Here is a 25,977-nt window from a genome sequence, read left to right as displayed (position 1 = left end):
AGAGGCGGGGTGGTCTTGGCCACGTTGCCCACGTCAAGGGAACAACCAGGGGAACTGTACCGTCTAGACGGTATATTAACGCGAAGCCCCCCGATCATCGCGCCCCACTGACGGGCCCTTCCCCAGAGGACCACGTGACTGTTCTTGCCCCCGCCCGCCTCCCACTCGCCCCGGCCCGTGCAGGTCGGCGCGCGTGGGTCGGCCTCGCCGTCCTGCTCCTGCCCACCCTGCTGGTGTCCCTCGACAACACGGTGCTGGGCTTTGCCCTGCCCGCGATCAGCGCTGCGCTGACCCCGTCGGCGTCGCAACTGCTGTGGCTCGTCGACATCTATCCCTTGGTGCTCGCGGGTCTGCTCGTCACGATGGGCACGCTCGGCGACAGGATCGGGCACCGCCGGATGCTCATGCTCGGCGTCGCGGGGTTCGGCAGCGTCTCCGTGGTGGCTGCGTTCGCACCCGGCGCCATGTATCTCGTCGGAGCCCGCGCACTGCTCGGGTTCTTCGGCGCCATGCTGATGCCGGCCTCGCTCGCTCTGCTCCGCGAGCTGTTCACCGACCGGGCGGAGCGGCGGCTGGCCGTCGCGATCTGGGCCACCGGCTTCGCCGCAGGCGCGGCGCTCGGCCCGATCTTGGGTGGGGTGCTGCTCCAGCACTTCTGGTGGGGCGCGGTGTTCCTCGTGAACGTGCCGCCGATGGTGCTGCTGCTCGGGCTCGCCGGCCTGATGCTGCCCGAGTCCAGGGCGCAGGCCCCCGGACGGCTCGACCTGCTGGGCGTGTTGCTGTCGCTGCTGACCATGGTGCCGGCCGTGCTGGCGATCACGCTCCTCACCGAGGAGGGCTTCAGCGCGACGATGCTGCTCTTCCTCGCGGTCGGCGTGGGGTCGGGGGTCCTGTTCGTGCGGCGGGCCCGCGCGCGGCTGGCGGTGGGCGAGGAGCCGTTGCTCGACGTCTCGCTGTTCGCATCCCCCGTGCTGCGGGCGTCCGTGCTGGCCAACGCGACCACGATGTTCGCCCTGACCGGCCTGCTCTTCTTCGCCGCTCAGTTCCTGCTGCTCGTGCGCGGACTCTCGCCGATCGACGCCGGGCTGGTGCTGCTGCCCGGGTTCCTCGTGACGATCATCGCGGGGCTGTTGGCAGCGCGACTGGGCCGCGTCTTCCCGCTGCGCGTGCTCGTGCCGACCGGGCTCGGGCTCGCCGCGATCGGGTTCCTGCTGTGCACCCTCCTCGGCGGCCCCACGTCGGTCGGCCTGCTGGTCGTGGCGTCCGTGCTGATCGGCGGCGGGATCGGACTCTCGGAGACGATCACGAACGACGCGATCCTGTCGGCGGCCCCTCCGGAGCGTGCAGGCTCGGCGTCCGCGGTGTCGGAGACGGCCTACGAGATCGGGGCCGTGCTCGGCACCGCCGTGCTCGGTGGCGTGCTCACGGCCGTGTACCGCGCGGTCGTGCAGGTGCCGTTCGGTGCCTCACCCGCCGACGCGCACGCGGCGGGGGAGACCCTCGGTGGTGCAGTGGCCACGGCGGCGCGGCTCCCCGGTGCCGAAGGCGTCGCGCTGCTGGCGTCGGCCCGTGCGGCGTTCGTGACGGCGATCGACGTCACGGCGCTGGTCGGGGCGGGCACGCTCGTGGCAGTGGCGGTGGTCGTGCTGCTCGGCCTGCGCAGCAGGATGCGTTGAGGGGCCCGGCCGCCCGGGTGTCACTGACTCGGCGTTGCGGGGGGCGCAGGCGGGGCCTGCGCGGCGCTGCCCTGTGCCGGGGTGGCGCCCATGCTCCGCTCGGCCAGCCGCTCCTGGACGTGCTCGGAGATCTGGTCGGCCCGGCGCCGCTCCCGGACGCGGATGAGGACCAGCATGGAGACGCCGTACGCGATGCCGAGCACCAGCAGCACCACGCCGAGCCGCGCGACCAGCGTCTGGAACGGATCGTCGTTGCCGACGATGTTCACGACGGAGATGATCGCCAGCACGCCGAGCGTGATGAGGTGGAACAGCACCGAGAGCAGCAGGTTGACCGAGCGGGTGACCTTCTCGTCCTGGAAGACCTCTTGCAGGAACGGCTCACCGGCCGTCACCAGCAGCCGGCCGACGCCGAACGTCAGGGCGATCGACACTACGAGCAGGGTGATGTACATGCCGGTGTCGGTCATCGGGTCCTCCCCCTCGGACGGTGACCGGAACCTTACGCGGAGTACGCAGGCCCGACCACCGGAAGCGTGCCACGAAGATGGAGTGCCCAGAGGCCGTTCAGGTGATGCGGAGCACGGCAAAGTGGGGGATGTGGCGGTCGTCTCGATGATCGTCGGGGTGACCGGCGAAAGCCGTCACGCCCTGTCGACAACTCACTGGTCACCAGGGTGCAACACAGACGTAGCCCATTACCGCTGGAAAGCGTTTCCTGGTCATCTGAATCGATTACATGATCGGTCCTGTGAGTCAATCGACAGCTGCCAGCGGTGGGGGAAACCGGACACCGGCGGTACCGTCACTTTCTATCTTTGACCTGCACACCCGGCCGAGCAACGGATCGGGTGCGCGCAGCATTCCCGGGGACCGGGCGTCCCGGCGAGGAGCGAGGAAAACATGACAGCGATGACCGTGTCAGGGATCGACGAAGCGCCGACCGAGAACGCGCGCCTGCTGTCGTGGGTACGTGAGGTCGCCGAACTCACCAACCCGGACCGCGTCGTCTGGTGCGACGGCTCGGACGAGGAGTGGGACCGCATGACCACGCGCCTCGTCGAGGCCGGGACGTTCGTGAAGCTCAACGAGGAGAAGAAACCGAACTCCTACTGGGCCGCGTCCGACCCGGACGACGTGGCCCGCGTCGAGGAGCGCACCTTCATCTGCTCGGCGCGCGAGGTCGACGCCGGTCCTACCAACAACTGGATGGACCCGGCCGAGATGAAGGCCACGATGACCGAGCTCTACCGCGGCTGCATGCGCGGTCGAACGATGTACGTCATCCCGTTCTGCATGGGTCCCCTCGACGCCGACGAGCCGTTCCTCGGTGTGGAGATCACCGACTCCGAGTACGTCGTGGTCTCGATGCGCATCATGACGCGCATGGGCAGCGCAGTGCTGCCGCTGTTCGACGGCCCGGCGGGCGACAAGTTCGTTCCGGCGCTGCACTCCGTGGGTGCGCCTCTCGAGCCCGGTCAGAAGGACGTTGCGTGGCCGTGTAACGAGACCAAGTACATCACCCACTTCCCGGAGACCCGTGAGATCTGGAGCTACGGCTCCGGATACGGCGGTAACGCGCTGCTGGGCAAGAAGTGCTACGCGCTGCGGATCGCCTCGGTCATGGCCCGTGACGAGGGCTGGATGGCCGAGCACATGCTGATCCTCAAGCTCATCAGCCCCGAGGAGAAGGCGTACTACGTGGCGGCGGCATTCCCGTCGGCATGCGGAAAGACGAACCTCGCGATGCTGCAGCCGACCGTGCCCGGGTGGCGTGCCGAGACCGTCGGCGACGACATCGCATGGATGCGTTTCGGCGAGGACGGCCGCCTCTACGCGGTGAACCCCGAGTTCGGATTCTTCGGTGTGGCGCCGGGGACCAACTGGAAGACCAACCCCAACGCGATGCGCACCATCGAGAAGGGGAACTCGCTGTTCACCAACGTCGCCCGCACCGATGACGGAGACGTCTGGTGGGAGGGTCTCGAGGGCGACCCGCAGCACCTGACGTCGTGGCTCGGCGAGGACTGGACGCCCGACTCCGACAAGCCGGCTGCGCACCCGAACTCCCGGTACACCACGCCGATCTCGCAGTGCCCCGTCGTTGCGCCGGAGTGGCAGGACCCGAAGGGCGTGCCGATCTCGGCCATCCTGTTCGGTGGCCGCCGCAAGACCACCGTCCCGCTCGTCACGGAGGCGCGTGACTGGCAGCACGGCACGTTCATGGGCGCCACGATGTCGAGCGAGAAGACCGCGGCCGCCAAGGGCGGTCTCGGCCAGGTCCGCCGCGACCCGATGGCGATGCTGCCGTTCCTCGGCTACAACGTCGGCAACTACTTCCAGCACTGGGTGAACATCGGCAAGGGCGCCGACGCCGACAAGCTGCCGCGGATCTTCTACGTCAACTGGTTCCGTCGCGGCGAGGACGGCCAGTTCCTGTGGCCGGGCTTCGGCGAGAACTCCCGTGTCCTCAAGTGGGCGATCGAGCGCATCAACGGCACTGCGGCGGCCACCGAGACGGCGATCGGCTACGTGCCCACCGCCGACCAGCTCGACCTCGAAGGTCTCGACGCCCCGCTGGCCGACATCGAGGCGGCGCTGGCCGTCGACCCCGAGGACTGGAAGGCCGAGATCCCGCTCATCGAGGAGTGGTTCGAGGTGATCGGGGACAAGCTCCCCAGCTCGATGCGTGACGAGCTCGAGGCCCTGAAGCTGCGCCTGGGCATGTGAGGCGTCCGGCGGGCCGCAGGTTGTGTGAGTATCGCCATGCGGCCCGCCGGATCAGGCGCTCATACGATCGCGGAATATCTGCGATCGGGGGGCTTGTGTGCCAAATTCGAGGGATTTGAAAGTCAATAGTGGTGGTTCGTACGGTTTGCGCTGGAACGCCTGGAATCTCTTGCTCGTGGTGCCGTTCCTGATCCTGGTCACGCCCTGGATCAACAGCGTGGAACCGCGGTTTCTCGGGTTGCCGTTCTTCTACTGGATCCAGCTGGCCTGGGTGCCGGTGAGCGTGGCGATCGTCGCGATCGTGCATGTGCGCACCCGCGGCGGCCGCGCGCCGTCCGTCTCCGTTGCGAATGACGTCGATGCGCTGGATACGGGGTCCGGCCGGTGATCCGGGTGCCCGAACTGATCGTGTTCGCGGTGTTGTTCGTGGCGGTGTCGGCGCTGGGATTCGTCGCCGCCGGGTGGCGGCGCGGGCAGACGCTGGATCATCTGGAGGAGTGGGGGCTGGGCGGGCGCCGGTTCGGTTCCTGGATCACCTGGTTCCTCATCGGCGGTGACCTCTACACCGCCTACACCTTCGTCGCGGTGCCCGCGTTGTTGTTCGGCGCCGGCGCCGCCGGGTTCTTCGCACTCCCGTACGCGGTGATCGCCTACCCGCTGGTGTTCCTGCCGCTGCTGCGGATGTGGTCGGTGTCGCGGGTCAACGGCTACCTCACCCCCGCCGACTTCGTCCGCGGCCGCTACTCCAGCCCGGTGCTGGCCCTGTTGGTGGCCATCACCGGCCTGGTCGCGACGATGCCCTACATCGCGCTGCAACTGGCCGGGCTCGAAGCGGTGCTGCGCACGATGGGCCTCAACGCAGGCGGGCTGCTCGGGCACCTGCCGCTGCTGGTGGCGTTCCTGATCCTGGCCGCCTACACCTACCAGTCCGGGCTGCGTGCCCCTGCCCTCATCGCCTTCGTCAAGGACATCCTGATCTACATCGTGGTGCTGGTCGCCGTGGTCTACCTGCCGCTGCGGCTGGGCGGCTGGGCGGCCATCTTCAACGCCGCCGACGCCAAGTTCACCGCCACCCCCAGCCCCGCCGACGGGATCGTCCTGGGCGCGAACAACCAACTGCAGTACGTCACCCTCGCGCTCGGTTCCGCGCTGGCCCTGTTCCTCTACCCCCACGCCATGACCGGGGTGCTGGCCTCGCGCGGCCGCGACGTGATCCGCCGCAACATGGTCGCCCTGCCCGCCTACTCGTTCGTGCTGGGCCTGATCATGCTGCTGGGCTTCGTCGCGATCGCCGCCCACGTCCAGCCCATCACCAACGCCGCCACCGGCCGCCCCGACACCAACACCATCATCCCGATGCTGTTCGCCGACGAGTTCGGCCCCGTGTTCACCGGCGTGGCCTTCGCCGCGATCGGCATCGGTGCCCTGGTGCCCGCCGCGATCATGTCCATCGCCGCGGCGAACCTGTGGACCCGCAACATCTACAAGGAATTCCTGCGCCCCGACGCCACTCCCCACCAGGAGGCCAAGCAGGCCAAGCTCGCGTCGCTCGTGGTCAAGGTCGGTGCCGTGCTGTGCATCGTGCTCATCGACCCGCAGTTCTCCGTCGACCTGCAACTCATCGGCGGCGTGATCATCCTGCAGACCCTGCCCGCGGTCGCGATCGCGCTCTACACCCGCTGGCTGCACCGCTGGGCACTGATCATCGGCTGGGTCATCGGCATGGCCTACGCCCTCTACCTGCTCTGGATCATCCCCAACCCGGCCACCGGCAGCGCCCACTTCGGCGGCTCCGCCCTCCCGCTCGACCGGCTCCCGGTATTCGGCTGGCACCCCTTCGCAGGCTCTCAGCTGCAGATCTTCGTCGGGTTCGTCGCGCTGGCCGTCAACGTCGTCGTCTCCGTCGTGGCGACGCTCGTGCTGCGGGCCGCCCACGTCCCCGAAGGCGAGGACCGCACCACCGACGCCGACTACCACGCCGACGCCGACTCCGACGATCTCCCGGAGTTGGTGCCGGCACCGGCCGCAGTGGCCGGCCGATGAACATCGGGAGGCTGCCCGTCGGCGGGTCATGACCGTTCGGCCGGGAAAAGCGGCCGCTCCTCGGCCGAAGGAGCGGACAGGGCGCCACTTACCGGACACTCGGAATATTTCACTCATCCGGGTGACCGAACACCGCCCGGGGTGAACCGTTCGGTTGCCAACCGATTGCTCGGCGTGCCCCGTGAGGTGCAACATCCCTCACGGCGCTCGCGATACGAGGGGTGACCGTCGCTGCTCGGCGCCGGCAGTCGGAGGTGACCACGTGCTGGATGTCGGACCGGCGAACCAGAACGGCGAGGATCACGACCTCGCCGTCTTCGTCGATCGCCTGGCCGCAGCGGGGTCGGATCCGGCCACAGCGTCGGCCAAGGAACAGATCCGCCGATCCATCGCGGCGGGAGCGCCCCCGCCCGGGCTGCGCAGGCTCGCCGAGGCACTCGCGGCGTCCGTCGGGGAGCTTCCACCCCCGCAGCGCCACCCCGCCGAGGATTCGCGGTCGATCGTCGCGGCGATGCGGGACAACACCCTCGTGGTCCTCGAGGAGTTCGACCCCGCTGCCGTGGCGGGCGCCGTCGCGGCCCTGCTCGCCGACGGCAGGCGCGTGGTCGTCACGGCCACCGACGCCGTCGAGCTCGGAGCGGTTCGCACTGCGATGCCTGCGGATGCCGCGGCGCGGGCCCTCGACGGTCTACCCCCGCTCACCACGGCCGAGCTACGCGAGCTACGCAGGTTGCTGGCCACCTCCACCCCGGAGCGACGTGCCCGGGCCGCCCAGGAGCTCCCGGCCGACGGGCTGCTGCCCGCGCCGCACGAGGTCGCGGCGCTGTGTACGCAGGCCGACTGGAACAACTCGGTGAGCAACCGGGCGTCCATGGTCCCAGCGCTGCTGTCGAACCTCGACCCCGAGCGGCGCAACGCGGTGACGTCGGTGGCCCGCTGCGTGAACCGCTCGCTCGGTGCGCTGCCGCCCCGCACCGAGCACACCTGGATGCGGGGGCTGCTGTCGCATCTCATCTACGGCCAGAACCGCGCGCCGTTCGACCGGATGCTGGAGGACACCGCCCAGGCCGTCGCCGTCCTCGACCGGGCCCGCTACCTGCCACCTGTGTCCTTCTCCGCCACGCCGCCGCCCGGTGCGCTGGACGTACTGCGCCGGTACCGGGAGTACCTCGAGTCCGGAGGCCGGGCCCGCTCCTACTTCCGCAACTCGGTGCAGCGGGAGGTGCGGGCCATCCTTGCCCCGGCCCGCGTGGGCCCACGTGCCCCGGAGACCGCCGACGACATCCAGCGCGTCATCGAGCACCTCGAGCTCGGAGAACGGCGTCATCGCATCCACCTCGGGTGCATGGAGCTGGGCCTGCCCACGCCACGCAACGAGAGCGAGCTGTCCGAGCTGGCCGAGGGGCTCGTGAAGGTCGCGGCGGCGGCCCGCTCGGTCGGGGCCCTGCGCCACGACGTGCTGTTCCTCGCGCCCGACTCGCCGCTGTCGGTGCCCGACGTCGAGAGCGCAGAGGAGATCGCAGGCGCGATCCTCGAGTACGCCGACCACGGCGGGGCCATCATGGCCGAGCGCAGGCTGGACTCCATCGCAGGCGAGCTGGCCGCCCGGGGCGGTGCCGAGCAGCCACCGGAGTACGAGCAGGCCGTCGTCGCATTGCGGAAGCGCGACGCCAACGCCTACGCCGCGGCCTTCGACGCCCTCGCGGGGGCACGTCGCGACGTGCACGACGAGAACCTCCAGGCGACGCTGCTTCAGCGGCTGGGCGCCGGTGCGCCCGAGCTCGCCCAGGCCTGGACGGCGCTGGCCCAGAACGACCCTGCGGCGCTCGGCGTGGCCTCGTTCGTTCCGGTGGAGGCGCTGCTGGCGGCGGTCCCGCCTGCCGACAGCGCCGATGTCGTGCTGGTGCTGGACGCGTCCGAGCTCGGCGTCGAGCGGTTGCTGCTCACGGCGGTGGCCCCCCGGATGGTCGCGGTGGTCGCACCGGACGAGCAGCCGAGCGACACCCCCTCGCTGCTCAGCGTGCTGCGGCGGGCGTCAGCGCTGGTGATCCGCCGCGAGAGCAAGGGTGGCGGAGGCCGGGTCGTTCCCCTGAACAGCGGGAACCGCAAGACTGCTCCGGCCAGTTGGGCCGCGACCTGAGGGCGAACGTCGGCCGGAGGGGCGCTTCCTCTGTTCAGCCGCGCACCTGTTCCAGGAGTCCGATCGGGTCGTCGCCTGCCGTCTCGCGTTGCCAGCCGTCAGCGATCGGCCGATAGAGCACCCAGCCGCCGGGTTCCTCGTCGTTCGGGCGCAGCAGGGCGATCGGCGTGGCCGACCAGGCGGCGGAGAGCTCGGGGTAGGCGGGCGGTCGACGGTCGAGGATCGTGATCTCGTCGCCCTGGATCGTGTAGCCGATCTGCCACTGCTCACGCTCGGCCTCGGGCACACGGTCGGCGCACCAATGGGACAGGAGGGTGCGGATCTCCTCGGACACGGGCATGAGCGCATCGTGGCGCTTCTGGGGGCTACCGTCGAGGGCTATGGATGCTGCGCCGCACCCCGTGAGCCGGTTCGGCCACGTCGAGCTCGAGGACATGCCCGCCGACCTGCGCCGACGCATCGAGGTGATCACCGAGAAGTCGGGGTTCGTGCCGAACGTCTTCCGGGCGCTCGCCCGCAGACCCGCCGAGCTTCGCGCGTTCCTCGATTACCACGATGCACTGATGGACTCCGACGACGGCCTGAGCAGAGCGGAGCGGGAGCTGGTGGTGGTGGCCACCTCGGGTGCCAACCACTGCACCTACTGCGTGGTCGCGCACGGCGCCATCCTGCGGGTGCGCGCGAAGGACGCGGAGATCGCCGACCGGGTGGCCACGAACCCCTGGGGGGTCGAGCTGAGCCCACGGGAACGCGCCATCGTGGACCTGGCGCTGCTGATCGCCACCGACTCCGCATCGCTCACCGACGCCGAGCTCGACGACGCCCGGATGGCGGGCCTCTCCGAGGATGAAATCTGGGACGTCGGGGCGATCACGGCGTTGTTCGCGATGTCCAACCGCCTGGCCCATCTCACGGCCCTTCGACCGAACCCCGAGTTCTACCTCATGGGCAGGCTGCCGAGATCGTAGAACCTCTCCGTGCAGTCTCCGTGCAACCAGCAGGTCATGCGGTGGTGATGCAACCCAGGGACGATGCGCGAATGTCGAACCTCGTCGGGAAGCGGGTGGCGATTGTCTCCTACCGCCTTGGGATGGCCGACGGTGTGTCGGTCACGGCGAGCCAGTGGGCTGCGGGTTTCCGGCGTATCGGGATGCGGGTGCGGCTGGTCGCCGGGGACGGATGCCCCGACGTGCTCGTGCCCGGTCTCGCGCTGGACGCCGCGAAACCGCCGTCGCGACGGTCGCTGGACCAGGCGTTGCAGGACGCCGACGTGGTCGTGGCCGACAACGTGTGCTCGCTGCCGGTGAACCAGGCTGCGGGCGAGGCGGTGGCCGAGTACCTGCGGGGCCGCCAGGCGATCCTGCGTCACCACGACCTGCCGTGGGAGCGCGAACGGTTCGCCTCGGTGACGACGTGGCCGCCGGACGACCCGTCGTGGCGCCACGTCACGGTCAACGACATGGCTCGCCTCTCCCTGGCCGACCGGCGCAGCATCTCGGCCACCACCGTCTACCACGGGTTCGACGAGGTGCCGCGACCCGAGGCGCGCGACGCCGTGCGGGCTCGGCTCCAGGTCGGTGCCGGCCCGCTGGTGCTGCAGCCGACCCGCGCGATCGCCCGCAAGAACGTCGACGTCGGGCTGGCGCTCGCCGAGTCGCTGGGCGGCACCTTCTGGCTCACCGGCCCGGCCGAGGACGGGTTCGCGGACGAGCTCGCCCGGCTCTTGCGGAGGGCCCGGGTCCCCGTGCGGCGCGGGCTCCCACCGGGTGCCGACATGGCCGCGGCCTACGCGGCGTGCGACGCCGTGGTGCTCCCGTCGTCGTGGGAGGGCTTCGGGCTGCCGCTGATCGAGTCGGCGCTGCACCGAAAGCCGCTCGCGGTGGGTGACTTCCCGGTGGCCGACGAGCTCGCCGCGTTCGGGTTCCGCTGGTTCCGGGCGGCCGACCCCGAGCCGCTGCGCGCCTGGTTGGCCGATCCGGACGTATCGATGCTCGATCACAACGAGGCCGTCGCAAACAAGCACTTCGGGCTCGACGCGCTCTCCACGAGACTCGAACTGCTGCTGTCCGGTGCGCCCGTGTGCCACCATTCCGACACCGACAAGGATGCCGGAGGGCAAATCGCATGCGACTGCTTGACCGCCTGATCGCCCGCGCCCTGCGCGGCCCGCTGGATGCACTGGTTGCGGAACAGGTGGCCCGACAGGTCCAGGAACTGAAGCTGGACGCGCTGTACTCCTACCGCTGGCACGGCGACCGCTCGCGGTTGCACATCCCGGATACCGCCGTGGTCAACAACGCGCTGTTCAACATGTCCGGAGGCACGATCACGATCGGCGAGTACGCCTTCTTCGGCCACGACGTCGCGGTCCTCACCGGCACCCACGACATCGAGCAGTTCGGCCGTGCCCGGCAGTTGGCCTTCCCCAAGTCCGGCCGTGACGTGGTGATCGGTGAGGGGGTCTGGCTGGCCAGCGACGTCCTCGTGCTCGGTCCGGTCACCATCGGCGACCACGCCGTCGTAGCCGGCGGGTCGCTGGTGCGTGAGGACGTCGAGCCCTACACGGTGGTGGCGGGGCGCCCGGCGAAGGTCATCAAGAAGATCACGCCGCCCACCACATGAGGCTGGAGATCGGCGCAGGGGAGAAGCCGCACCCCGATTACGACCTGCACGTCGACCTGCTCGCGCTCCCGGACATCGAGGTCCGCTGTGCGATCGACCGCCTGCCGTTCGCGTCGGGCTCGCTCGACGCGCTACGTGCCAACCACGTGCTCGAGCACCAGAGCTACGAGCTCATCCCCGAGACGTTGCGGGAGTGGGCTCGCATACTGCGGCCCGGGGCGACGATCGACATCGGCGTCCCGGACGCGCGGTTCATCGCCACTCAGTGGGTCGAGGGCACGATCGACACCGCAGAGGCGAACTACTGGATGCTCGGCGGCCACTCCGAGCGCGAGGCCCACAAGGGTGTGGACGGACGCGGCGTGCCGCTGTGGATCTGGAACGCCCACCACACCATGTTCGACGCCGATTCGCTGCGGGCGGCCGTCGCGCCGTTCTTCGTCGTCGACGAGCTGTTCACGTACGACATCCGCAACCTGCGTCTGTACGCGACCAAGCCCTGACGGGCGCCTACTACGTCGACTTCGTCGGGTCCGCGCCCTCCTGCTCCGGGGCGCGCTCCGAGACCGCGAGCCACACTCCACAGAGACCGGAGACGAACAGCAGACCGGTGACGATGCCCTCGATCTGCAGCGGCGTGAGCCGGGTGGCGCCGGGCGGGACGAACGCGGCGGCCACCACGAGGGCGTAGAGCAGTGGGTCGACCACCGAGAGCTTCCGGACGGTGATGCGCCCGACCTGGCCGCCGCCGTGCTGGAGGTAGCGCACCGACTCGACCAGACCGATCAATCCACCCAGCACGAACGTGATCCGCCAGATCAGCCCGCCGTCGTTCACCGACGCCAGCAGCGAGGCGAGGCCCATCACGCCGGGCAGGAAGAACTTCAGGGTCACGTGCAGGGTGGTGGCGTGCCGCTCCGGATCGGTGCGCCATCCGCCGTGGGCGAACTGCATGACTGCGAACCAGATCGCGAGCAGCGTGAGGCTCATGCTGCTGAGGGTCTGGTAGAACGTCGTCGCCGGGTCCATGTCAGCCCTTTCGGGAGGGGGCGGCGGCGTCGATGCTGTGTGGCCCAGCAGGGTGAGCGGTATCGGGGAGACCCCGCGACCTCGCGGTATTTGGGTACCGTCGCCCCACGAGCGGGGGTTCCTGACCAGGGGTGACGCATGCCGAGGTCGGAAGGGGAGCTCGCCGGGCGGACGCTGGAACTGGCCCGGCTCGACCACGCGTGGGGCAGGGCGGCGCGCGGTGGCGTCGTCGTGGAGCTGGTCGGCGAGCCGGGGATCGGCAAGAGCGCACTGCTCGACGTCCTCACCGAGCGGGTGCGCGCCGACGGCGGCCTGGTGCTCCTCGGTCGCGGCGCCGAGTGCGAGCAGAAGAGCCCGTACGTCCCGCTCGCCGAGGCGCTGGGCGCCCACCTGCCCGCGGCCGGCCTGACCGCGCTCCCGCGTCCGCACGCGGTCGTCGGGTCGCTGCTCGAGCGGCTCGCCGCAGGTCGACCCGCGGTTCTCGCGCTCGACGACCTCCAGTGGGCGGACCGGGCGTCCGTCGCGTTGCTGGAGCATCTGCTCCGCGCGCCGCCCCGGGCGCCCGTGCTGTTCGTGCTCGCCCGCCGGTTGCTCCCTCGGCAGGAGCGGCTCGCCGCCGCGCTGGCCGAAGCAGCCGTATCCGGGCTCGTCGAGCGGGTCGAGCTCGGTCCACTCGACGACCGGGCGGCCGCGCGGCTCGTCGCCCCGACGGCCCGGCTGATGCAGCGGCGTGACGCGCTGGTGCGCCGATGCGGCGGCAACCCGTTCCACCTGCTCCACATGGCGCGCCACGGCGAAGGAGTCCCGGGGGCGGTCGTGGACCTGGTGGTCGAGGAGATCGAGCAGCTCGTTCGGGAGGCTCGATGCCTGCTGCAGGGCGCGGCTGTCGTCGGTGACCCGTTCGACCTCGACCTGGCGGCCGTGGCGGCGGGCACTCCCGTGCGGCCCCCGATCGACGAGCTCGTCGACGCCGGCCTCGTCCGTCCGGCCGACGCGATCCGCACGTTCCGGTTCCGGCACCCGCTGCTGCACCGGATCGTCCGCGACCACACGGGCCCGGGATGGAGCACCGGCGCGCACGGGAGGGCCGCCGTTGCGCTCGCGCGCGCCGGGGCGCCGCCGGTCGTGCGCGCCCCGCATGTCGCACGGTCGGCCCGGCCGGGTGACCGCGCGTCCGCCGGGCTGCTCATCCGCGCCGCCGACGACGTCGCGGCGCGCGTGCCCGGCGATGCCGAGCAGTGGTACGCGGATGCGCTACGCCTGTTGCCGCACGCCACCCCCACCGAGCGGGTCGTTCTGCTCACGCGGCGGGCCCTCGCCCTCGAGAACGCCGGCAGGCCGGGCGAAGCCCGGGCCACCTTCCGGGATGTCCTCGACCTGGTGGCTGCAGGCAGGAGCGCTGCCGGAAGCCCTCCCGAGGCCCACCGGGGGACCGCGCCGGGCTGCCGGGGCTCCGCCCGCGCCCCCGAAGGCGCCAGGATCGTCGTGCGTCGCGTGCTGCGGCCGCAGGCGGACGAGCTGACCGACCGGGAACGGATGGTCGCCGCACTCGTCTCCGAGGGCCGGACGAACCGGGAGATCGGCGCCGCACTGCATCTGGCCGAGAAGACCGTGGAGCGCTACGTCTCCCGGGTGCTCGGGAAGCTCGGTGCCCGCACCCGCGCCGCTGTCGGCGGTCTCCTCGTCCCGTCGCGGTGAGGGAGTGGGGCCGTGTCGGAGTCCCAGGGGTACCGCATAGGGGTTATCCCTGATGGTCCCGCGACTGTGGGCGGGACAGGCTGCATGTGGCCCGCTCTGAGGGGGTGTGCGGGCCGTTCGGAACCACGACGGGGAGGACCCGCCACGATGGTTGGGCGCGAGGTCGAACAGGCTTTCGCCGACGTCATCGTGGCTGAGGTCGCCGCAGGCTCGTCGCATGCCCTCGTGGTGTGCGGCGAGCCCGGCATCGGCAAGACCCTGCTGCTGGAGCATCTGGCGGGGAGCGCCGAGGCTGCGGGTTTCTTCGTCGTGGTCGGCCGGGTCGGCCGGGACGGGCAGGCGCCGCACGTCGCGGCGCTGTCCGCCGGCGGGGCACCGCTGCTCGTCGTCGTGGACGACGTCCACCGGGCCGACCCGGCCACCGTCGAGCTCGTCGACCGCATGCTGCGCCACCCGCCCGGCCACCGGGTGCTCCTGGGTATGGGGCTGCGACCGCAGTACGCCCCCCGCAGGCTGCTGCGGGCACTGCGGGCTGCCGAACGGGCCGGCACGCTGTCGACGGTCGAGCTCGGGCCCCTGCCCCCCGACCAGGCCGATGCGTTGCTCGATGGCCGTCTCCCCGATCCCGAGCGGGCCCGGATCCGCGAGGAGAGCGGAGGCAACCCGTTCTACCTGCGCGAGCTCGCACGCTCGGCGGCGGAGCCGTCCGACGGGCCGGACGGTGCCGGGCCGGGGGTGCCGAGCGGCATCGTCGCGTCGCTGCGCGAGGAGTTGGGCGCGCTGCCGGTCTCCGCAACACGGTTGCTCACCGCGGCCGCCGTCGTCGGGGACCCGTTCGAGATCGGACGGGCCGCGGCTGCCGCCGCACTGCCGGAGGGGGAGGCGCTCGACCTGCTCGACGAGCTGTGCAGTCGCGACCTCGTGCGTGCGACCGAGGTCCCCCGGTGCTTCACGTTCCGGCGCCCGGTGTTGCGGCGCGCGGCGTACAGGTCGACCGGCCCGGGCCGTAGTGCCGACGCACGCGCCCGCATCTCTCCCGCTGAGCCGGACTCCGCGGGCCTCGGCGGGCACACGCGCCAGGGGCCGGAGGCGCTGCGGCTGCTCACCGCGGCCCTGGGCGCCGTTCCCGACGCCGACTCGGCCACCGCCACCCGGCTGCGGCTGGCGATCGGTGCGGCTCATCTGTGGGCTGCCGATCACGAGCAGGCACGGAGCTGGGCGAGCCGGGCTCGCGACGCCGCCGGCACGGACCCCGCCCTGCAGGGGGCGGCGGCTGCACTGCTGGCCGGAGCGGCCGGTCGGGGCGGCTCCGTTGCCGAGGCCGGCGCGGCGGCCGACGAGGCGGCCGCGCTGCTCGATGCTCTCCCGGACGAGGTCCTCACCGCGCACATCGACGCCCTGCTCCTGCTGGGCTGGAGCGAGATCACGATCGAGCGGCCGGACCCCGCATGCCTGCACCTGCGCCGGGCGCTCGCCCTCGCCGAGCAGACGGGCCAGGTCCACCTGCTTCCCGAGGCGCGCTCCGCCCTCGCCGTCGCGCTGACCTGGACGGGCGCGCTGGCCGAGGCCGCGCGCAGCGGTGACGCGGCCATCGCCGGTTCGCGGTCGACGGGGGCACCCGACAGCCGGCTCCGCGCGCTGTGGAGCCGCTGTACCACCGCGATCGTCGCCGGGGATCTACCCGGGGCGGCGCGGCTGTGCCGGAGGGCGCGCGGGCTGTCCGGGACCACCGCCGAGATCGCTGCCACCACCGCGGAGGTGCGGCTCGTGGCAGGCGACCACAACGCCGGGATCGCTGCGTTGCGGGAGGCCGGAGGCGGAGAGGAGCTCCCGCGGATCCCCCGGAGCCACCGGCCCTACTGCTTCGCGTTGCTCACCGAAGCCGAGATCCGCTCGGGGCGCCGGTCCGACGCCACGGCCTGGGCCGAGCGGGCCGAGGAGGCGGCGACCGGTCTCGGTCTCGCAGGCCGCACCGGGTGGGCCCTGAGAGCGGCAGCGGCCGTCCGCAACGCCCACCGCGAGCACGCGCGGGCGGCCTGCCTGGCGCTGCGGTCCGCCGAATTGCTCGACGGCGCGGGGAACCCGATCGAGGCGGCCCGCTCGCGCACGCTCGCCGGCATCGCGCTGGGCGCTGCCGGACAGAGGTCCCGCGCGACGGCCGAGCTGGGCGAGGCGGCCGATGTGCTGGCTCGATACGGGGCCGCCGGGCTCGGTGCACAGGCAGCCGCGCTGCTGCGGGGGATCCGCAGCGGTGGAGCCGGAAGCACTGCCCGCGACGTGCTGAGCCCCCGCGAGCACCAGATCGCGCTGATGGTCGCGACCGGCCGCACCAACCGCGAGATCGCCGAGGAGCTGATGTTGTCGGTCAAAACCGTCGAGACACATCTCGGGCGGGCTTTCGGCAAACTCGGTGTCCCGACTCGGGCGGCTCTCGCAGCGCAGGTCAGAGCCGGGACCTGAGCGATCGGGGATTCCGCCGAGCGGGTCACGGGGCCTGCGTCACATGGTCCGGGCCGCGCCGCTGTGGAAGCATCCGGCCGTGGCCAGGACGACCGGCGCCGCCTCCGCGTGGCAGGTCGTGCCCGAGGACAGCGTCCACAACCTGCCCTTCGACCTCACGCGCTTCGTCGGGCGTGGCGCGGAGGTTGCCGCCGTCACGGCTGCGCTCGCCGAGCAGCGGTTGATCACGCTGACCGGGCCCGGCGGCTGTGGCAAGACGCGGCTCGCCACCCGTGTCGCCGTGGAGGTGCTCGGCCGGTTCCCGGAGGGCTGCTGGTTCGTCGACCTGGCCGCCACAGGCGACGCCGACCTCGTCCCGCAGCTCGTCGCGCAGGCCCTCGGTGTGCGTGAGCAGCCCGGCGTCCCACCGCCGGACGTGCTCACCGGCGCCCTGCGTGAGCGCACACTGCTCGTCCTGCTCGACAACTGCGAGCACGTCGTCGAAGCCGCGGCGGCGCTGGTCCACGCGCTGCTGGCCGGGTGCCCGCGCGTGCGCGTGCTCGCGACCAGCAGGCGGTCGCTCGGCCTGCCGGGTGAGATCGTCTGGCGGGTGCCGCCGTTGCTGCACGGCGACGCGGTGCGACTGTTCGTCGAGCGTGCCCGCAACCGGTTGCCCACCTTCTCGCTGACGCCCGCCACGTCGCAGGCGATCGGCGAGATCTGCCGGGGACTCGACGGTCTCCCGCTGGCCATCGAGCTCGCCACCGCCAGGATCACCGTGCTCGCTGCTCCGGAGATCGCCGCGATGCTGTCCGACCAGCTCGAACTCCTCGCGGGCGGCGATCGCGGCGTCGAGCCCCGGCACCGCAGCCTGGAGGCGGCGCTGCGCTGGAGCCACGACCTGCTCGACGATCCGCAACGGCTGTTCTTCGCACGGCTGTCGGTGTTCTCGGGCTGGTGGGGGTTGGACGCCGCCGCGGCCGCCGCCCCGGCCGACCAGCGTCCGCTCGACCTGCTGACCGTGCTGGTGGACCAGTCACTGGTGGTGGCGGAGGCAGGCGCCGGGGCCGGCGGGACCACCCGGTATCGGATGCTCGAACCGGTCCGCCAGTTCGGGCTCGCGCTCCTGGACGAGCAGGACTCGATGGCCGCTGCACTGGCCGCGCACGCCGCGTGCGTCCTCGCCCTCACCGGGCAGGCGGCTACGGGGCTCCAGGGCCCCGAGCAGCTGAACTGGCTGCACCGCCTTGACGACGCCGAGCCGGACCTGCGCGGAGCGGCCGCGACGCTGGCGCAGACCGGCGACGGGGAGCGCCTCGCGCGGCTCGGCTGGCACGTGTGGCTGTTCTGGTGGTTGCGCGGCCGGTTCAGCGAGGGGCGCCAGGCGATGGAGCAGGCGCTCGCCGTCCCGCTGTCGCAGCAGGCCCGGGCGCGGGCGATGTACGTGGCCGGCACGATGGCCTGCGGGCAGGCCGACTACCGGACGGCCGCCGACCTGCTCGACTCCAGCATCCGGTTCGCGCACGGTGTGGGCGACACCGCTGTCGAGACCTACGCGTTGAGCAGCGCCGGGTTCGCCGCGATCGGGCTCGAGGAGCAGGAGCGGGGCGTCGAACTGCTCGAGCGGGGTGTCGGGTTGGCGCTGTCCTGCGGGCAGCCATGGGCGGCGTCGTTCATGTCGTGCTTCCTCGGCACGATCGCCCGGGGCGAGGGCAGGCTCGACCGGGCGGAGGCCCAGGGACGCAGGGCACTCGACCTGGCCGAGTCGGTGGGTGACCGGGAGGGCGCGGCGATGGCGTCGCACCTGCTGGCCGGCGTGGCCATGGACGCCGGGCGCGATGCCGACGCCGCCGCCCGCTTCCGGGAGGGGCTGCGACTGGCCGCCGAGGTGGGTGACGCGCCGAACGTGGCGTTCTGCCTGCAAGGGCTTGCCACAGTGGACGCCGACCTACCGCGTGCGGTCCGGCTCTTCTCGGCCGCCGAGGCGCTGCTGTCGCGCGTCGACGCGGGGGGCTACGTCTCCGCACCCGACCAGGAGGGGATGCGCCAGGCGGTCGCCTCGGCGCGGGCCGGACTCGGCGAGGCGGCGTTCGCCTCGGCCTGGGCGAGCGGCCAGGACCTCGCCCCCGGGGAGGTGCTGGCGCTGGCGCTCGACCGCGGCCCTGCACGGGAAGGCACGGATCCCGACGGGCTCACCGCCCGCGAGGCCGAGGTGCTCGACCTCATCGCCGGCGGCCGGGCGAACAAGCAGATCGCGTCCGAGCTGTCGATCAGCGTGTCCACGGTGGAGCAGCACGTCACGCGGATCTACTCGAAGATCGGCGCCAGGGGCCGGGCCGACGCCACCGTGCACGCGCTGCGCCGCAGCGCCCGCCGCTGATCAGAGAACCTTCGACAGGAACGCCTGCGTGCGCTGGTGCCGTGGGTTGGTGAGTACCTGGCGCGGATCGCCTGCCTCGACGATGCGGCCCTCGTCCATGAACACCAGCGTGTCGCCGACCTCGCGGGCGAATCCCATCTCGTGGGTCACCACGACCATCGTCATGCCTTCGCGGGCGAGACCGCGCATCACGTCGAGCACCTCGCCGACGAGCTCCGGGTCGAGCGCCGACGTGGGCTCGTCGAAGAGCATCAGCCGCGGCTGCATCGCGAGCGCCCGCGCGATCGCCACCCGCTGCTGCTGCCCGCCGGAGAGCTGGGAGGGGTAGGAGTCGTACTTGTCCGAGAGGCCGACGCGATCCAGCAGCTCCATCGCGCGTACCAGGGACCGCTTCTTCGGCTCCCGCCGGACCGTGCGGGGCGCCTCCACGACGTTCTCCACCGCCGTCTTGTGCGGGAACAGGTTGAACCGCTGGAACACCATGCCGATCTCGCGCCGCTGGCGTGCCACCTCGGATTCGCGCAGCTCGTGGAGCTTGCCGCCGGACTCGCGGTAGCCGATGAGCTGGCCGCTCACCCGCATCGCACCGGCGTCGATGCGCTCGAGGTGGTTGATGCAGCGCAGGAACGTGGACTTGCCCGATCCCGACGGGCCGATGATGCAGGCGACCTCGCCGGGCATGACGGTCATGTCGATGCCGCGGAGTACCTCGACGTGCCCGAAGCTCTTGTGGACCTCGGTCGCTTCGACCATGGGTGTGGTCATGTCGTCACCGTGCCTGCTCTGGGGCCCGCCACGGCAACAGCCGTGAGCCCGTGGGACCGCGACTCGTGCCCCGCCCGTAGTGGCGCTCGATGAAGCCCTGCCCGATCGAGAGCACCGACGTCAGCGCCAGGTACCAGGCGGCGGCCACGATGAGCAGCGGGATCGTCTGGAAGTTGGTGGAGTAGATCCGCTGCACCGAGGTGAGCAGTTCGAAGTAGCCGATCACGACCACCAGCGAGGTGGTCTTCAGCATCGAGATGGTCTCGTTGCCGGTGGGCGGGATGATCACCCGCATGGCCTGGGGCAGCACGATCCGCCGCAGCGTCTGCGCCCGGGACATGCCCAGCGCTCCCGCCGCCTCCGACTGGCCGTGGTCCACCGACTGCAGCCCGCCGCGCACGATCTCGGCCATGTAGGCCGCCTCGTTGAGGCCGAGGCCGAGCAGGCACGCCGCGAACTGGTTGATCAGCTGGTTCGTGTCGAACGAGATGAACTCCGGGCCGAACGGGATGCCCAGCGCGAGCCGCGGGTAGAGCGCGGCCAGGAAGTTCCAGAACAGCAGCTGCGCGATCAGCGGCGTGCCGCGGAACAGCCAGATGTAGACGGCCGAGACGCTGGAGAGCACCGGGTTCGGCGACAGCCGCATGATCGCGAGCCCGATGCCGCCGACGATGCCGATCGCCATCGACAGCACGGTCAGCACGAGCGTGTTGCTCAGGCCGTTCAGCACCGGAGGGGAGAAGAGGTACTCCCCGACCACCGGCCAGCGGAAGCCGGGGTTGGTGAGGATCGTGTTGACGAGCATCGCCGCGAGCACGGCCAGCACGGCGACCGCGAGCCATCGGCCGGGGTGCCGCACGGGCACGGCCTTGATCGGCGGCGGCCGCCGCGTCGTCTCCACGGGCGGGGAGGTGGTCACTGCGAGATCAGCTCCGGATCTCGGAAGTGGATATCGCGCCGTTGGCCACGTTCCACTTCTCGAGGATCGTCTTGTAGGTTCCGTCGGTCATCAGGGACTTCACAGCACCCTGCACGGCTTGTGCGAACTGCCAGTGGTTCTTGCGGGATGATGCCGTACGCGCTGTGTCCCCTGGGTCCCCCACCACCCCGACGGTGCCGCCAGGGGTACCCCGACGAACACAGCCGGTGACGAACGGGTGGCGTACACCTTGACCTCCGGTACCTGACGGGAGCGCGGCCGCAGCGAATTCAGCTGCTGATCTCGGAAGTCGTGATCGCGCCGTTGGCCACGTTCCACTTCTCGAGGATCGTCTTGTAGGTCCCGTCGGCCATCAGCGACTGCAGGGCACCCTGCACGGCCTGGGCGAACTGCCCCTGGTTCTTACCCAGGATGATGCCGTAGGGCGCCGTGTCCCACGGCTCCCCGACCACCTCGACGGCTCCGCTGGTGGTGGTGACGGCGTAGGAGGCGACCGGCGAGTCGGCCAGCATCGCGGCGATGCGGTTCGACGTCAGCGCGAGTGTCACGTCGGTCTGCTGTTGCAGTTCGGTGACCTGGATCGCCGCCTTGCCCGCATCGGTGCAGGCCTTGCTGCGAGCGGCGATGTCGTCGACCTGCACGGTGCCTGCCTGCACGCCGACCCCGCGGCCGCACAGGTTGTCGGCCGTGATGCCGTCCGGGTTGCCGGCCTTCACCGCCAGGCTGGTGCCTGCCGAGAAGTAGCTGACCATGTCCACGGTCTGGACGCGCTCGTCGTTGACCGTGAAGGAGGACATGCCCAGCTCGTAGCGGGCACCTTCGATACCAGGGATGATCCCGGAGAACGCGCTGTTCTGGAATTCCGGAGTGAGCCCCAGCTTCTGGGCCACGGCTGTGCCGAGGTCCACGTCCATCCCGATGATGGTGGTGCCGTCCTGGGCGGTGAACTCGTTGGGCGGGTACGACGCATCCGTGCCGAACACGAGCTTGCCGTCGCTCGCGACCGAGGCGGGCACCATCGCCGCGAGCGCGTTGTCCTTCGGCGCGGCCGGGAGGGCCCCTGCGGTCGCCGAGTCGGGGGATGCGCCACCGCTGCCGTCCCCGGTGGCCCCGCAGCCGGCAAGGACTACGGTCAGCGCAGCAACGGCGAGCACGGTCGGTAACGAACGAGTGGTGGCGTGCACGATAACCTCCGGTACCTGACGGGGAGCTACGCCGGGATGCTGCCATTTCACCCCTGTATGGGCACTCACGGATTGGTCACTGTTGTGTGACGTCACGCTCCGTGACGCCTTGAGGATGCCAGGTGAGCGACGGCGCTAGGCTGGGTACAAGGACAACAGGGACAGCGTCGTTGCGCTGTCTGCGGTAGCACCACAACCACGGAGGAGCGCAATGCCGCTGTTCAGAAAGCTGGCCACCCTGGCCACGGTCGCGGAGGTCGCGCGCCGCTACGCCAAGAGCAACCCGGACCAGGCGGCCAAGTTCGTCGACCAGGCCGCCCAGTTCGTCGACAAGCAGACGAAGGGCAAGTACTCGGGCCAGATCAGCGGCGTCGCCCAGAAGGCGAAGGGCCTTGCCGGCATCCGGCAGACCCCCGGTGCCGGCGGCAACGGGTACAACCCCGGTTACGAGCGCCCCACGAACTTCAACCGGCCCCCCGGCAGCACCACGCCGCAGCCCGGCCAGTCGTACCCGGGAACACCGGAGCGCTGACAGCCGACTGCAGGTCCGACAACGGCACGTCCCCGGCCGGGGGACGTGCCGTTCGTGCGTGCGGACGTTGCTCCCACGCGCCGGGTCGATCGTGCCAGGATTGCGCCAGCGCCCGGATGCGGCGCCCTCACCCGGGCGTCGGGTTCGAACACGCGCCCGCCCCGTGCCGCCACGAGCGGTTGCGGGTCCCGAGCACGAGGAGGCAACCGTGACCGTCCCGCATGAGTGGGTACCGCCCGCCACCCTGGGCGCCGAGCAGCACCCGAGCCGCGAGCAGGTGCTGGCCGGCCTGAAGGGCACCGACGAGGGCGACCCCGACCTCGTCCAGCTCCTGACGCCCGAGGGCGAGCGGGTGTCCGACCCCCGCTTCGACCGCTACGCCACCGACCTCGACGTCGCCGCCCTGCGTGGGCTCTACCGCGACATGGTGCTGGTGCGCCGCTTCGACCGCGAGGCCAACGCGCTGCAGCGACAGGGTCAGCTCGGCATCTGGGTGCCGCTGCTCGGGCAGGAAGCCGCGCAGATCGGCGCGGGTCGCGCACTGCAGCCCCAGGACATGGCGTTCCCGTCCTACCGGGAGCACGGAGTGGCCTGGACCAGGGGCATCGACCCCACCGAGCTGCTCGGGATCTTCCGCGGCACCGACCAGGGCGGCTGGGACCCGAAGGCCACCCGGTTCCACCTCTACACGATCGTCATCGGCAACCAGTGCCTCAACGCCGCCGGCTACGCGATGGGCCAGCGGTTCGAGGGCCGGGTCGGCAACGCGGTCGGCGAGGGGGCCGACGCCGGATCGGTCAACGAGGCCACGATCTGCTTCTTCGGCGACGGCGCCACGAGCCAGGGCGACGTCCACGAGGGTTTCGTGTGGGCCGCGGTCTACGACGCCCCGGTGGTCTTCTACTGCCAGAACAACCAGTGGGCGATCTCGGAGCCCACCGAGCGTCAGTCCAGGGTGCCGCTCTACAAGCGCGCCGGTGGGTACGGCTTCCCCGGTGTCCGGGTCGACGGCAACGACGTGCTCGCCTGCCTGGCCGTCACGCGTTGGGCGCTGGAGGAGTGCCGCAGCGGCAACGGGCCGGTGCTCATCGAGGCGTTCACCTACCGGATGGACGCGCACACCACGTCGGACGACCCATCGCGCTACCGGTTGGCCGACGAACTGGAGCTGTGGAAGCTCAAGGACCCGATCGAGCGGGTGCGGGTCAACCTGGTCCGCGAGCACGGCGTAGGGCAGGAGTTCTTCGCGGAGGTGCAGGCCGAGTCCGACGAGCTGGCCGCCCGGTTCCGCGAGTTCTGCCTACAGATGCCCCCGCCCGCTCCTGACCGGATGTTCTCCGAGGTCTACGCGGGAGGCTCGCCCACCGTCGACGCCCAGCGGGAGGAGTACCTCGCCTACCACGAGTCGTTCGAGCCGGAGGGCTCCCTCTCCGGTGCGAGCGGGGAAGGGGCCTGAGATGACCGTTCTGACGTTGGCCAAGGCGCTGAACGACGGCCTGCGCGCGGCGATGGAGCGCGACCCGAAGGTTCTCGTGATGGGAGAGGACGTCGGCAAGCTGGGCGGCGTCTTCCGGGTCACCGACGGGCTGCAGAAGGACTTCGGCGAGCAGCGCGTACTCGACACGCCGCTGGCGGAGTCGGGGATCATCGGCACCGCCGTCGGCCTCGCGATCCGGGGTTTCCGGCCGGTGTGCGAGATCCAGTTCGACGGGTTCGTCTTCCCCGGTTTCGACCAGATCAGCTCCCAGCTCGCGAAGCTGCACTTCCGCTCGCAGGGCAAGGTGCGGATGCCGGTGGTCGTGCGCATCCCGTTCGGTGGAGGCATCGGTGCGGTCGAGCACCACAGTGAGTCGCCGGAGTCGTTCTTCGCCCACATCGCGGGGCTGAAGGTCGTGGCGTGCTCCAACCCGGTGGACGCCTACTGGATGATCCAGCAGGCCATCGCCTCCGACGACCCGATCATCTTCTTCGAGCCGAAGCGGCGGTACTGGGAGAAGGCCGAGGTCGATCTCGATGCCACGCCGATGCCACTCTTCGCGTCACGGGTCGCCCGTCCCGGGTCGACGCTGACGCTCGCGGGTTACGGCCCCGTGCTGCGCACGTGCCTGGAGGCCGCCACGGCCGCCGAGGCCGATGGCCATGACATCGAGGTGATCGACCTGCGCACGCTGTCGCCGTTGGACCTCGGTCCCGTCGTCGAGTCCGTCCGCCGTACCGGGCGGCTGGTCGTCGTGTCCGAGGCTCCGTCGGAATCCTCGATCACCGCCGAGGTGGCCGCGAGGGTGCAGGAGTTGTGCTTCCACTCCCTGGAGGCGCCCGTCATCCGGGTCGCGGGGTTCGACACCCCCTATCCGCCGTCGAAGTGCGAGGAGGACTACCTCCCCGATCTCGACCGGGTGCTGGACGCCGTCGACCGCTCACTGGCCTGGTGACGGGGATGCGTCGTGAGTTCGCGATGCCGGACGTCGGCGAGGGGCTGACCGAGGCCGAGGTCGTCACCTGGCACGTCGCCCCTGGCGACACCATCACCGTCAACCAGGTCATCGTGGAGATCGAGACGGCCAAGGCCGCGGTCGAGCTGCCGAGCCCGTACGCCGGCACGGTGGGGGCGCTGCTGGTCGAGCCGGGCCAGACCGTCCCGGTCGGGGCCCCGATCATCGCGATCGAGACCGCCGAGGCAGGCGCCCCCGCCCCGGCGGCAGGCGACACCGCGGAGGAGGGCGCGAAGATCGGAGAGGCGGGAGCCGACGGCCGTATCGCCACGCTCGTCGGCTACGGCCCCCGGCAGGGCTCGGTCCAGCGCCGCCCCCGCCGCGCCCCCGCCTCCGCACCTCCAGCGCCCCCGAAGCCGGACGAACGGGGCGCTGGTCCGGACCTGCCGGGCGAGAGTGGCGTCGGCGCGGGTGAGGGTGCACGGAACGGGACGAGCGCGGGTCCGGTCCCGCTCGCCAAGCCCCCGGTCCGCAAGCTCGCGAAGGACCTCGGCGTGGACCTGCGGTCCCTCGCCGGCACCGGTGCTGGTGGCGTGATCACGCGGGAGGACGTCACGGCCGCCGCTGCCGCGCCCGTCGCAGCCGCGTCCGCTCCCGCGCCCTCGGCCGGTGGGGTGCGGCGCGAGCCGATCCGCGGGGTCCGCAAGGCCACCGCGGCGGCCATGGTGAGCAGCGCATTCACCGCGCCGCACGTCACCGAGTTCCTGGCCGTCGACATCACCGAGACGATGGCCCTGCGCGACAGGCTGCGTGACACGCGGGATTACGCCGAGGTCAGGCTGACGCCGCTGGCGTTCGTCGCCAAGGCGGTGTGCCTCGCGGCCCGGCGTACCCCGGAGGTCAACGCGTCCTGGGACGAAGCGGCGGGCGAGATCGTCTACTACGACCGGGTGCAGCTCGGGATCGCGGCGGCCACTCCGCGCGGGCTGATCGTCCCCAAGGTGCGCGACGCCGACACGCTCACCCTGCGGGAGCTCGCCGCGGCGCTGGGCGAGCTCACTGCCACGGCACGGGCCGGCCGGACGCTCCCGGCCGACCTCGTCGGCGGCACCTTCACGATCACGAACGTGGGGGTCTTCGGCGTCGACACGGGCACCCCGATCCTGAACCCGGGTGAGGCCGCGATCCTCGCGGTGGGGGCCATCAAACCGATGCCGTGGGTCGTCGACGGCGAACTGGCGGTCCGTACGGTCTGCCAGCTCGCGCTGTCGTTCGACCACCGGCTGGTCGACGGCGAGCAGGGGTCGCGCTTCCTCGCCGACGTCGGCGCTCTGCTCACCGACCCGTCGCTCGCTCTCACCTGGTGA

General features: G+C 71.3%; 23 protein-coding genes. 16 read left to right on the top strand and 7 right to left on the bottom strand.

Features of this window, described 5'->3' with window-relative positions; translation table 11 throughout:
- Window positions 1-134 precede the first annotated feature (134 nt).
- Window positions 135-1,676 carry an MFS transporter gene (locus tag ACQPZQ_RS44840; RefSeq protein ID WP_433290536.1) on the top strand — a complete coding sequence of 514 codons (1,542 nt, stop codon included), beginning with the start codon at window positions 135-137 and terminating at the stop codon, window positions 1,674-1,676.
- A gap of 20 nt (window positions 1,677-1,696) precedes the next feature.
- On the opposite strand, the gene ACQPZQ_RS44835 is transcribed toward ACQPZQ_RS44840, so the two are convergent.
- Entirely contained in the window at window positions 1,697-2,146 is a 450-nt protein-coding gene (locus ACQPZQ_RS44835; RefSeq protein WP_433290535.1) for a hypothetical protein, read from the bottom strand.
- 433 nt (window positions 2,147-2,579) lie between these two features.
- On the opposite strand from ACQPZQ_RS44835, the gene ACQPZQ_RS44830 reads away from it, so the two are divergent.
- The 4 genes from ACQPZQ_RS44830 (at window position 2,580) to ACQPZQ_RS44815 (ending at window position 8,589) form a co-directional block, all read left to right on the top strand.
- Window positions 2,580-4,406, top strand: a complete 1,827-nt coding sequence (locus tag ACQPZQ_RS44830) for a phosphoenolpyruvate carboxykinase (GTP) (protein WP_433290534.1) — start codon at window positions 2,580-2,582, stop codon at window positions 4,404-4,406.
- Between the two features lie 175 nt (window positions 4,407-4,581).
- Complete coding sequence (locus ACQPZQ_RS44825) at window positions 4,582-4,794, top strand: DUF3311 domain-containing protein (protein ID WP_433290533.1); 213 nt, start codon at window positions 4,582-4,584, stop codon at window positions 4,792-4,794.
- On the top strand, window positions 4,794-6,449 hold the full coding sequence (gene mctP / locus ACQPZQ_RS44820) for a monocarboxylate uptake permease MctP (RefSeq protein WP_433299691.1): 1,656 nt from the start codon (window positions 4,794-4,796) through the stop codon (window positions 6,447-6,449). The genes ACQPZQ_RS44825 and mctP overlap by 1 nt, the downstream gene beginning before the upstream one ends.
- Window positions 6,450-6,711: 262 nt before the next feature.
- Window positions 6,712-8,589 carry a hypothetical protein gene (locus tag ACQPZQ_RS44815; protein WP_433290532.1) on the top strand — a complete coding sequence of 626 codons (1,878 nt, stop codon included), beginning with the start codon at window positions 6,712-6,714 and terminating at the stop codon, window positions 8,587-8,589.
- Window positions 8,590-8,623: 34 nt separating this feature from the next.
- On the opposite strand, the gene ACQPZQ_RS44810 is transcribed toward ACQPZQ_RS44815, so the two are convergent.
- Window positions 8,624-8,929, bottom strand: a complete 306-nt coding sequence (locus tag ACQPZQ_RS44810) for a hypothetical protein (protein ID WP_433290531.1) — start codon at window positions 8,927-8,929, stop codon at window positions 8,624-8,626.
- Between the two features lie 40 nt (window positions 8,930-8,969).
- On the opposite strand from ACQPZQ_RS44810, the gene ACQPZQ_RS44805 reads away from it, so the two are divergent.
- The 4 genes from ACQPZQ_RS44805 (at window position 8,970) to ACQPZQ_RS44790 (ending at window position 11,714) form a co-directional block, all read left to right on the top strand.
- Window positions 8,970-9,557 carry a peroxidase-related enzyme gene (locus tag ACQPZQ_RS44805; protein ID WP_344720276.1) on the top strand — a complete coding sequence of 196 codons (588 nt, stop codon included), beginning with the start codon at window positions 8,970-8,972 and terminating at the stop codon, window positions 9,555-9,557.
- A gap of 71 nt (window positions 9,558-9,628) precedes the next feature.
- Entirely contained in the window at window positions 9,629-10,735 is a 1,107-nt protein-coding gene (locus ACQPZQ_RS44800; protein ID WP_433290530.1) for a glycosyltransferase, read from the top strand.
- A complete protein-coding gene (locus ACQPZQ_RS44795) occupies window positions 10,714-11,211 on the top strand; it encodes an acyltransferase (protein WP_433290529.1) in 498 nt (165 codons plus the stop codon). The genes ACQPZQ_RS44800 and ACQPZQ_RS44795 overlap by 22 nt, the downstream gene beginning before the upstream one ends.
- Window positions 11,208-11,714 carry a class I SAM-dependent methyltransferase gene (locus tag ACQPZQ_RS44790; protein ID WP_433290528.1) on the top strand — a complete coding sequence of 169 codons (507 nt, stop codon included), beginning with the start codon at window positions 11,208-11,210 and terminating at the stop codon, window positions 11,712-11,714. Before ACQPZQ_RS44795 ends, ACQPZQ_RS44790 begins: the two co-directional genes overlap by 4 nt.
- A 10-nt stretch (window positions 11,715-11,724) precedes the next feature.
- Here ACQPZQ_RS44790 and ACQPZQ_RS44785 read toward each other — a convergent pair whose 3' ends face one another.
- The gene (locus ACQPZQ_RS44785) at window positions 11,725-12,240 is read right to left on the bottom strand and encodes a hypothetical protein (RefSeq protein ID WP_433290527.1); all 516 of its coding nucleotides are present in this window, start codon (window positions 12,238-12,240) and stop codon (window positions 11,725-11,727) included.
- 138 nt (window positions 12,241-12,378) lie between these two features.
- Here ACQPZQ_RS44785 and ACQPZQ_RS44780 point away from each other — a divergent pair, with 138 nt between their 5' ends.
- From ACQPZQ_RS44780 to ACQPZQ_RS44770, 3 genes are all read left to right on the top strand, one after another.
- Window positions 12,379-13,938: an AAA family ATPase gene (locus ACQPZQ_RS44780; protein WP_433290526.1), complete on the top strand. Its 1,560-nt coding sequence runs from the start codon at window positions 12,379-12,381 to the stop codon at window positions 13,936-13,938.
- 147 nt (window positions 13,939-14,085) lie between these two features.
- Window positions 14,086-16,398: a LuxR C-terminal-related transcriptional regulator gene (locus ACQPZQ_RS44775; RefSeq protein ID WP_433290525.1), complete on the top strand. Its 2,313-nt coding sequence runs from the start codon at window positions 14,086-14,088 to the stop codon at window positions 16,396-16,398.
- A 79-nt stretch (window positions 16,399-16,477) separates the two neighbouring features.
- Window positions 16,478-18,757 (top strand): helix-turn-helix transcriptional regulator, encoded by a 2,280-nt coding sequence (locus ACQPZQ_RS44770; protein WP_433290524.1) that lies wholly within the window; start codon window positions 16,478-16,480, stop codon window positions 18,755-18,757.
- Here the strand turns inward: ACQPZQ_RS44770 and ACQPZQ_RS44765 are convergent, their stop codons facing one another.
- From ACQPZQ_RS44765 to ACQPZQ_RS44750, 4 genes are all read right to left on the bottom strand, one after another.
- Complete coding sequence (locus ACQPZQ_RS44765; protein WP_433290523.1) at window positions 18,758-19,522, bottom strand: amino acid ABC transporter ATP-binding protein; 765 nt, start codon at window positions 19,520-19,522, stop codon at window positions 18,758-18,760.
- A gap of 4 nt (window positions 19,523-19,526) precedes the next feature.
- The gene (locus ACQPZQ_RS44760) at window positions 19,527-20,441 is read right to left on the bottom strand and encodes an amino acid ABC transporter permease (protein ID WP_433290522.1); all 915 of its coding nucleotides are present in this window, start codon (window positions 20,439-20,441) and stop codon (window positions 19,527-19,529) included.
- A gap of 7 nt (window positions 20,442-20,448) precedes the next feature.
- Window positions 20,449-20,625, bottom strand: coding sequence for a hypothetical protein (locus ACQPZQ_RS44755; protein WP_433290521.1), 177 nt, complete (start codon window positions 20,623-20,625; stop codon window positions 20,449-20,451).
- 106 nt (window positions 20,626-20,731) lie between these two features.
- Entirely contained in the window at window positions 20,732-21,646 is a 915-nt protein-coding gene (locus ACQPZQ_RS44750) for an ABC transporter substrate-binding protein (RefSeq protein WP_433290520.1), read from the bottom strand.
- A gap of 211 nt (window positions 21,647-21,857) precedes the next feature.
- On the opposite strand from ACQPZQ_RS44750, the gene ACQPZQ_RS44745 reads away from it, so the two are divergent.
- From ACQPZQ_RS44745 to ACQPZQ_RS44730, 4 genes are all read left to right on the top strand, one after another.
- Window positions 21,858-22,178: an Rv0909 family putative TA system antitoxin gene (locus ACQPZQ_RS44745; protein WP_433290519.1), complete on the top strand. Its 321-nt coding sequence runs from the start codon at window positions 21,858-21,860 to the stop codon at window positions 22,176-22,178.
- 208 nt (window positions 22,179-22,386) lie between these two features.
- Window positions 22,387-23,634 (top strand): pyruvate dehydrogenase (acetyl-transferring) E1 component subunit alpha, encoded by a 1,248-nt coding sequence (pdhA, locus tag ACQPZQ_RS44740; RefSeq protein WP_433290518.1) that lies wholly within the window; start codon window positions 22,387-22,389, stop codon window positions 23,632-23,634.
- Between the two features lies 1 nt (window position 23,635).
- Complete coding sequence (locus tag ACQPZQ_RS44735) at window positions 23,636-24,610, top strand: alpha-ketoacid dehydrogenase subunit beta (protein WP_433290517.1); 975 nt, start codon at window positions 23,636-23,638, stop codon at window positions 24,608-24,610.
- Between the two features lie 5 nt (window positions 24,611-24,615).
- Window positions 24,616-25,977 (top strand): dihydrolipoamide acetyltransferase family protein, encoded by a 1,362-nt coding sequence (locus tag ACQPZQ_RS44730; RefSeq protein WP_433299689.1) that lies wholly within the window; start codon window positions 24,616-24,618, stop codon window positions 25,975-25,977.

This window comes from Pseudonocardia sp. CA-142604, assembly GCF_050948475.1.
Classification (GTDB): Bacteria; Actinomycetota; Actinomycetes; order Mycobacteriales; family Pseudonocardiaceae; genus Pseudonocardia; species Pseudonocardia alaniniphila.
This window is presented reverse-complemented; position numbering and strand designations above follow the sequence as displayed.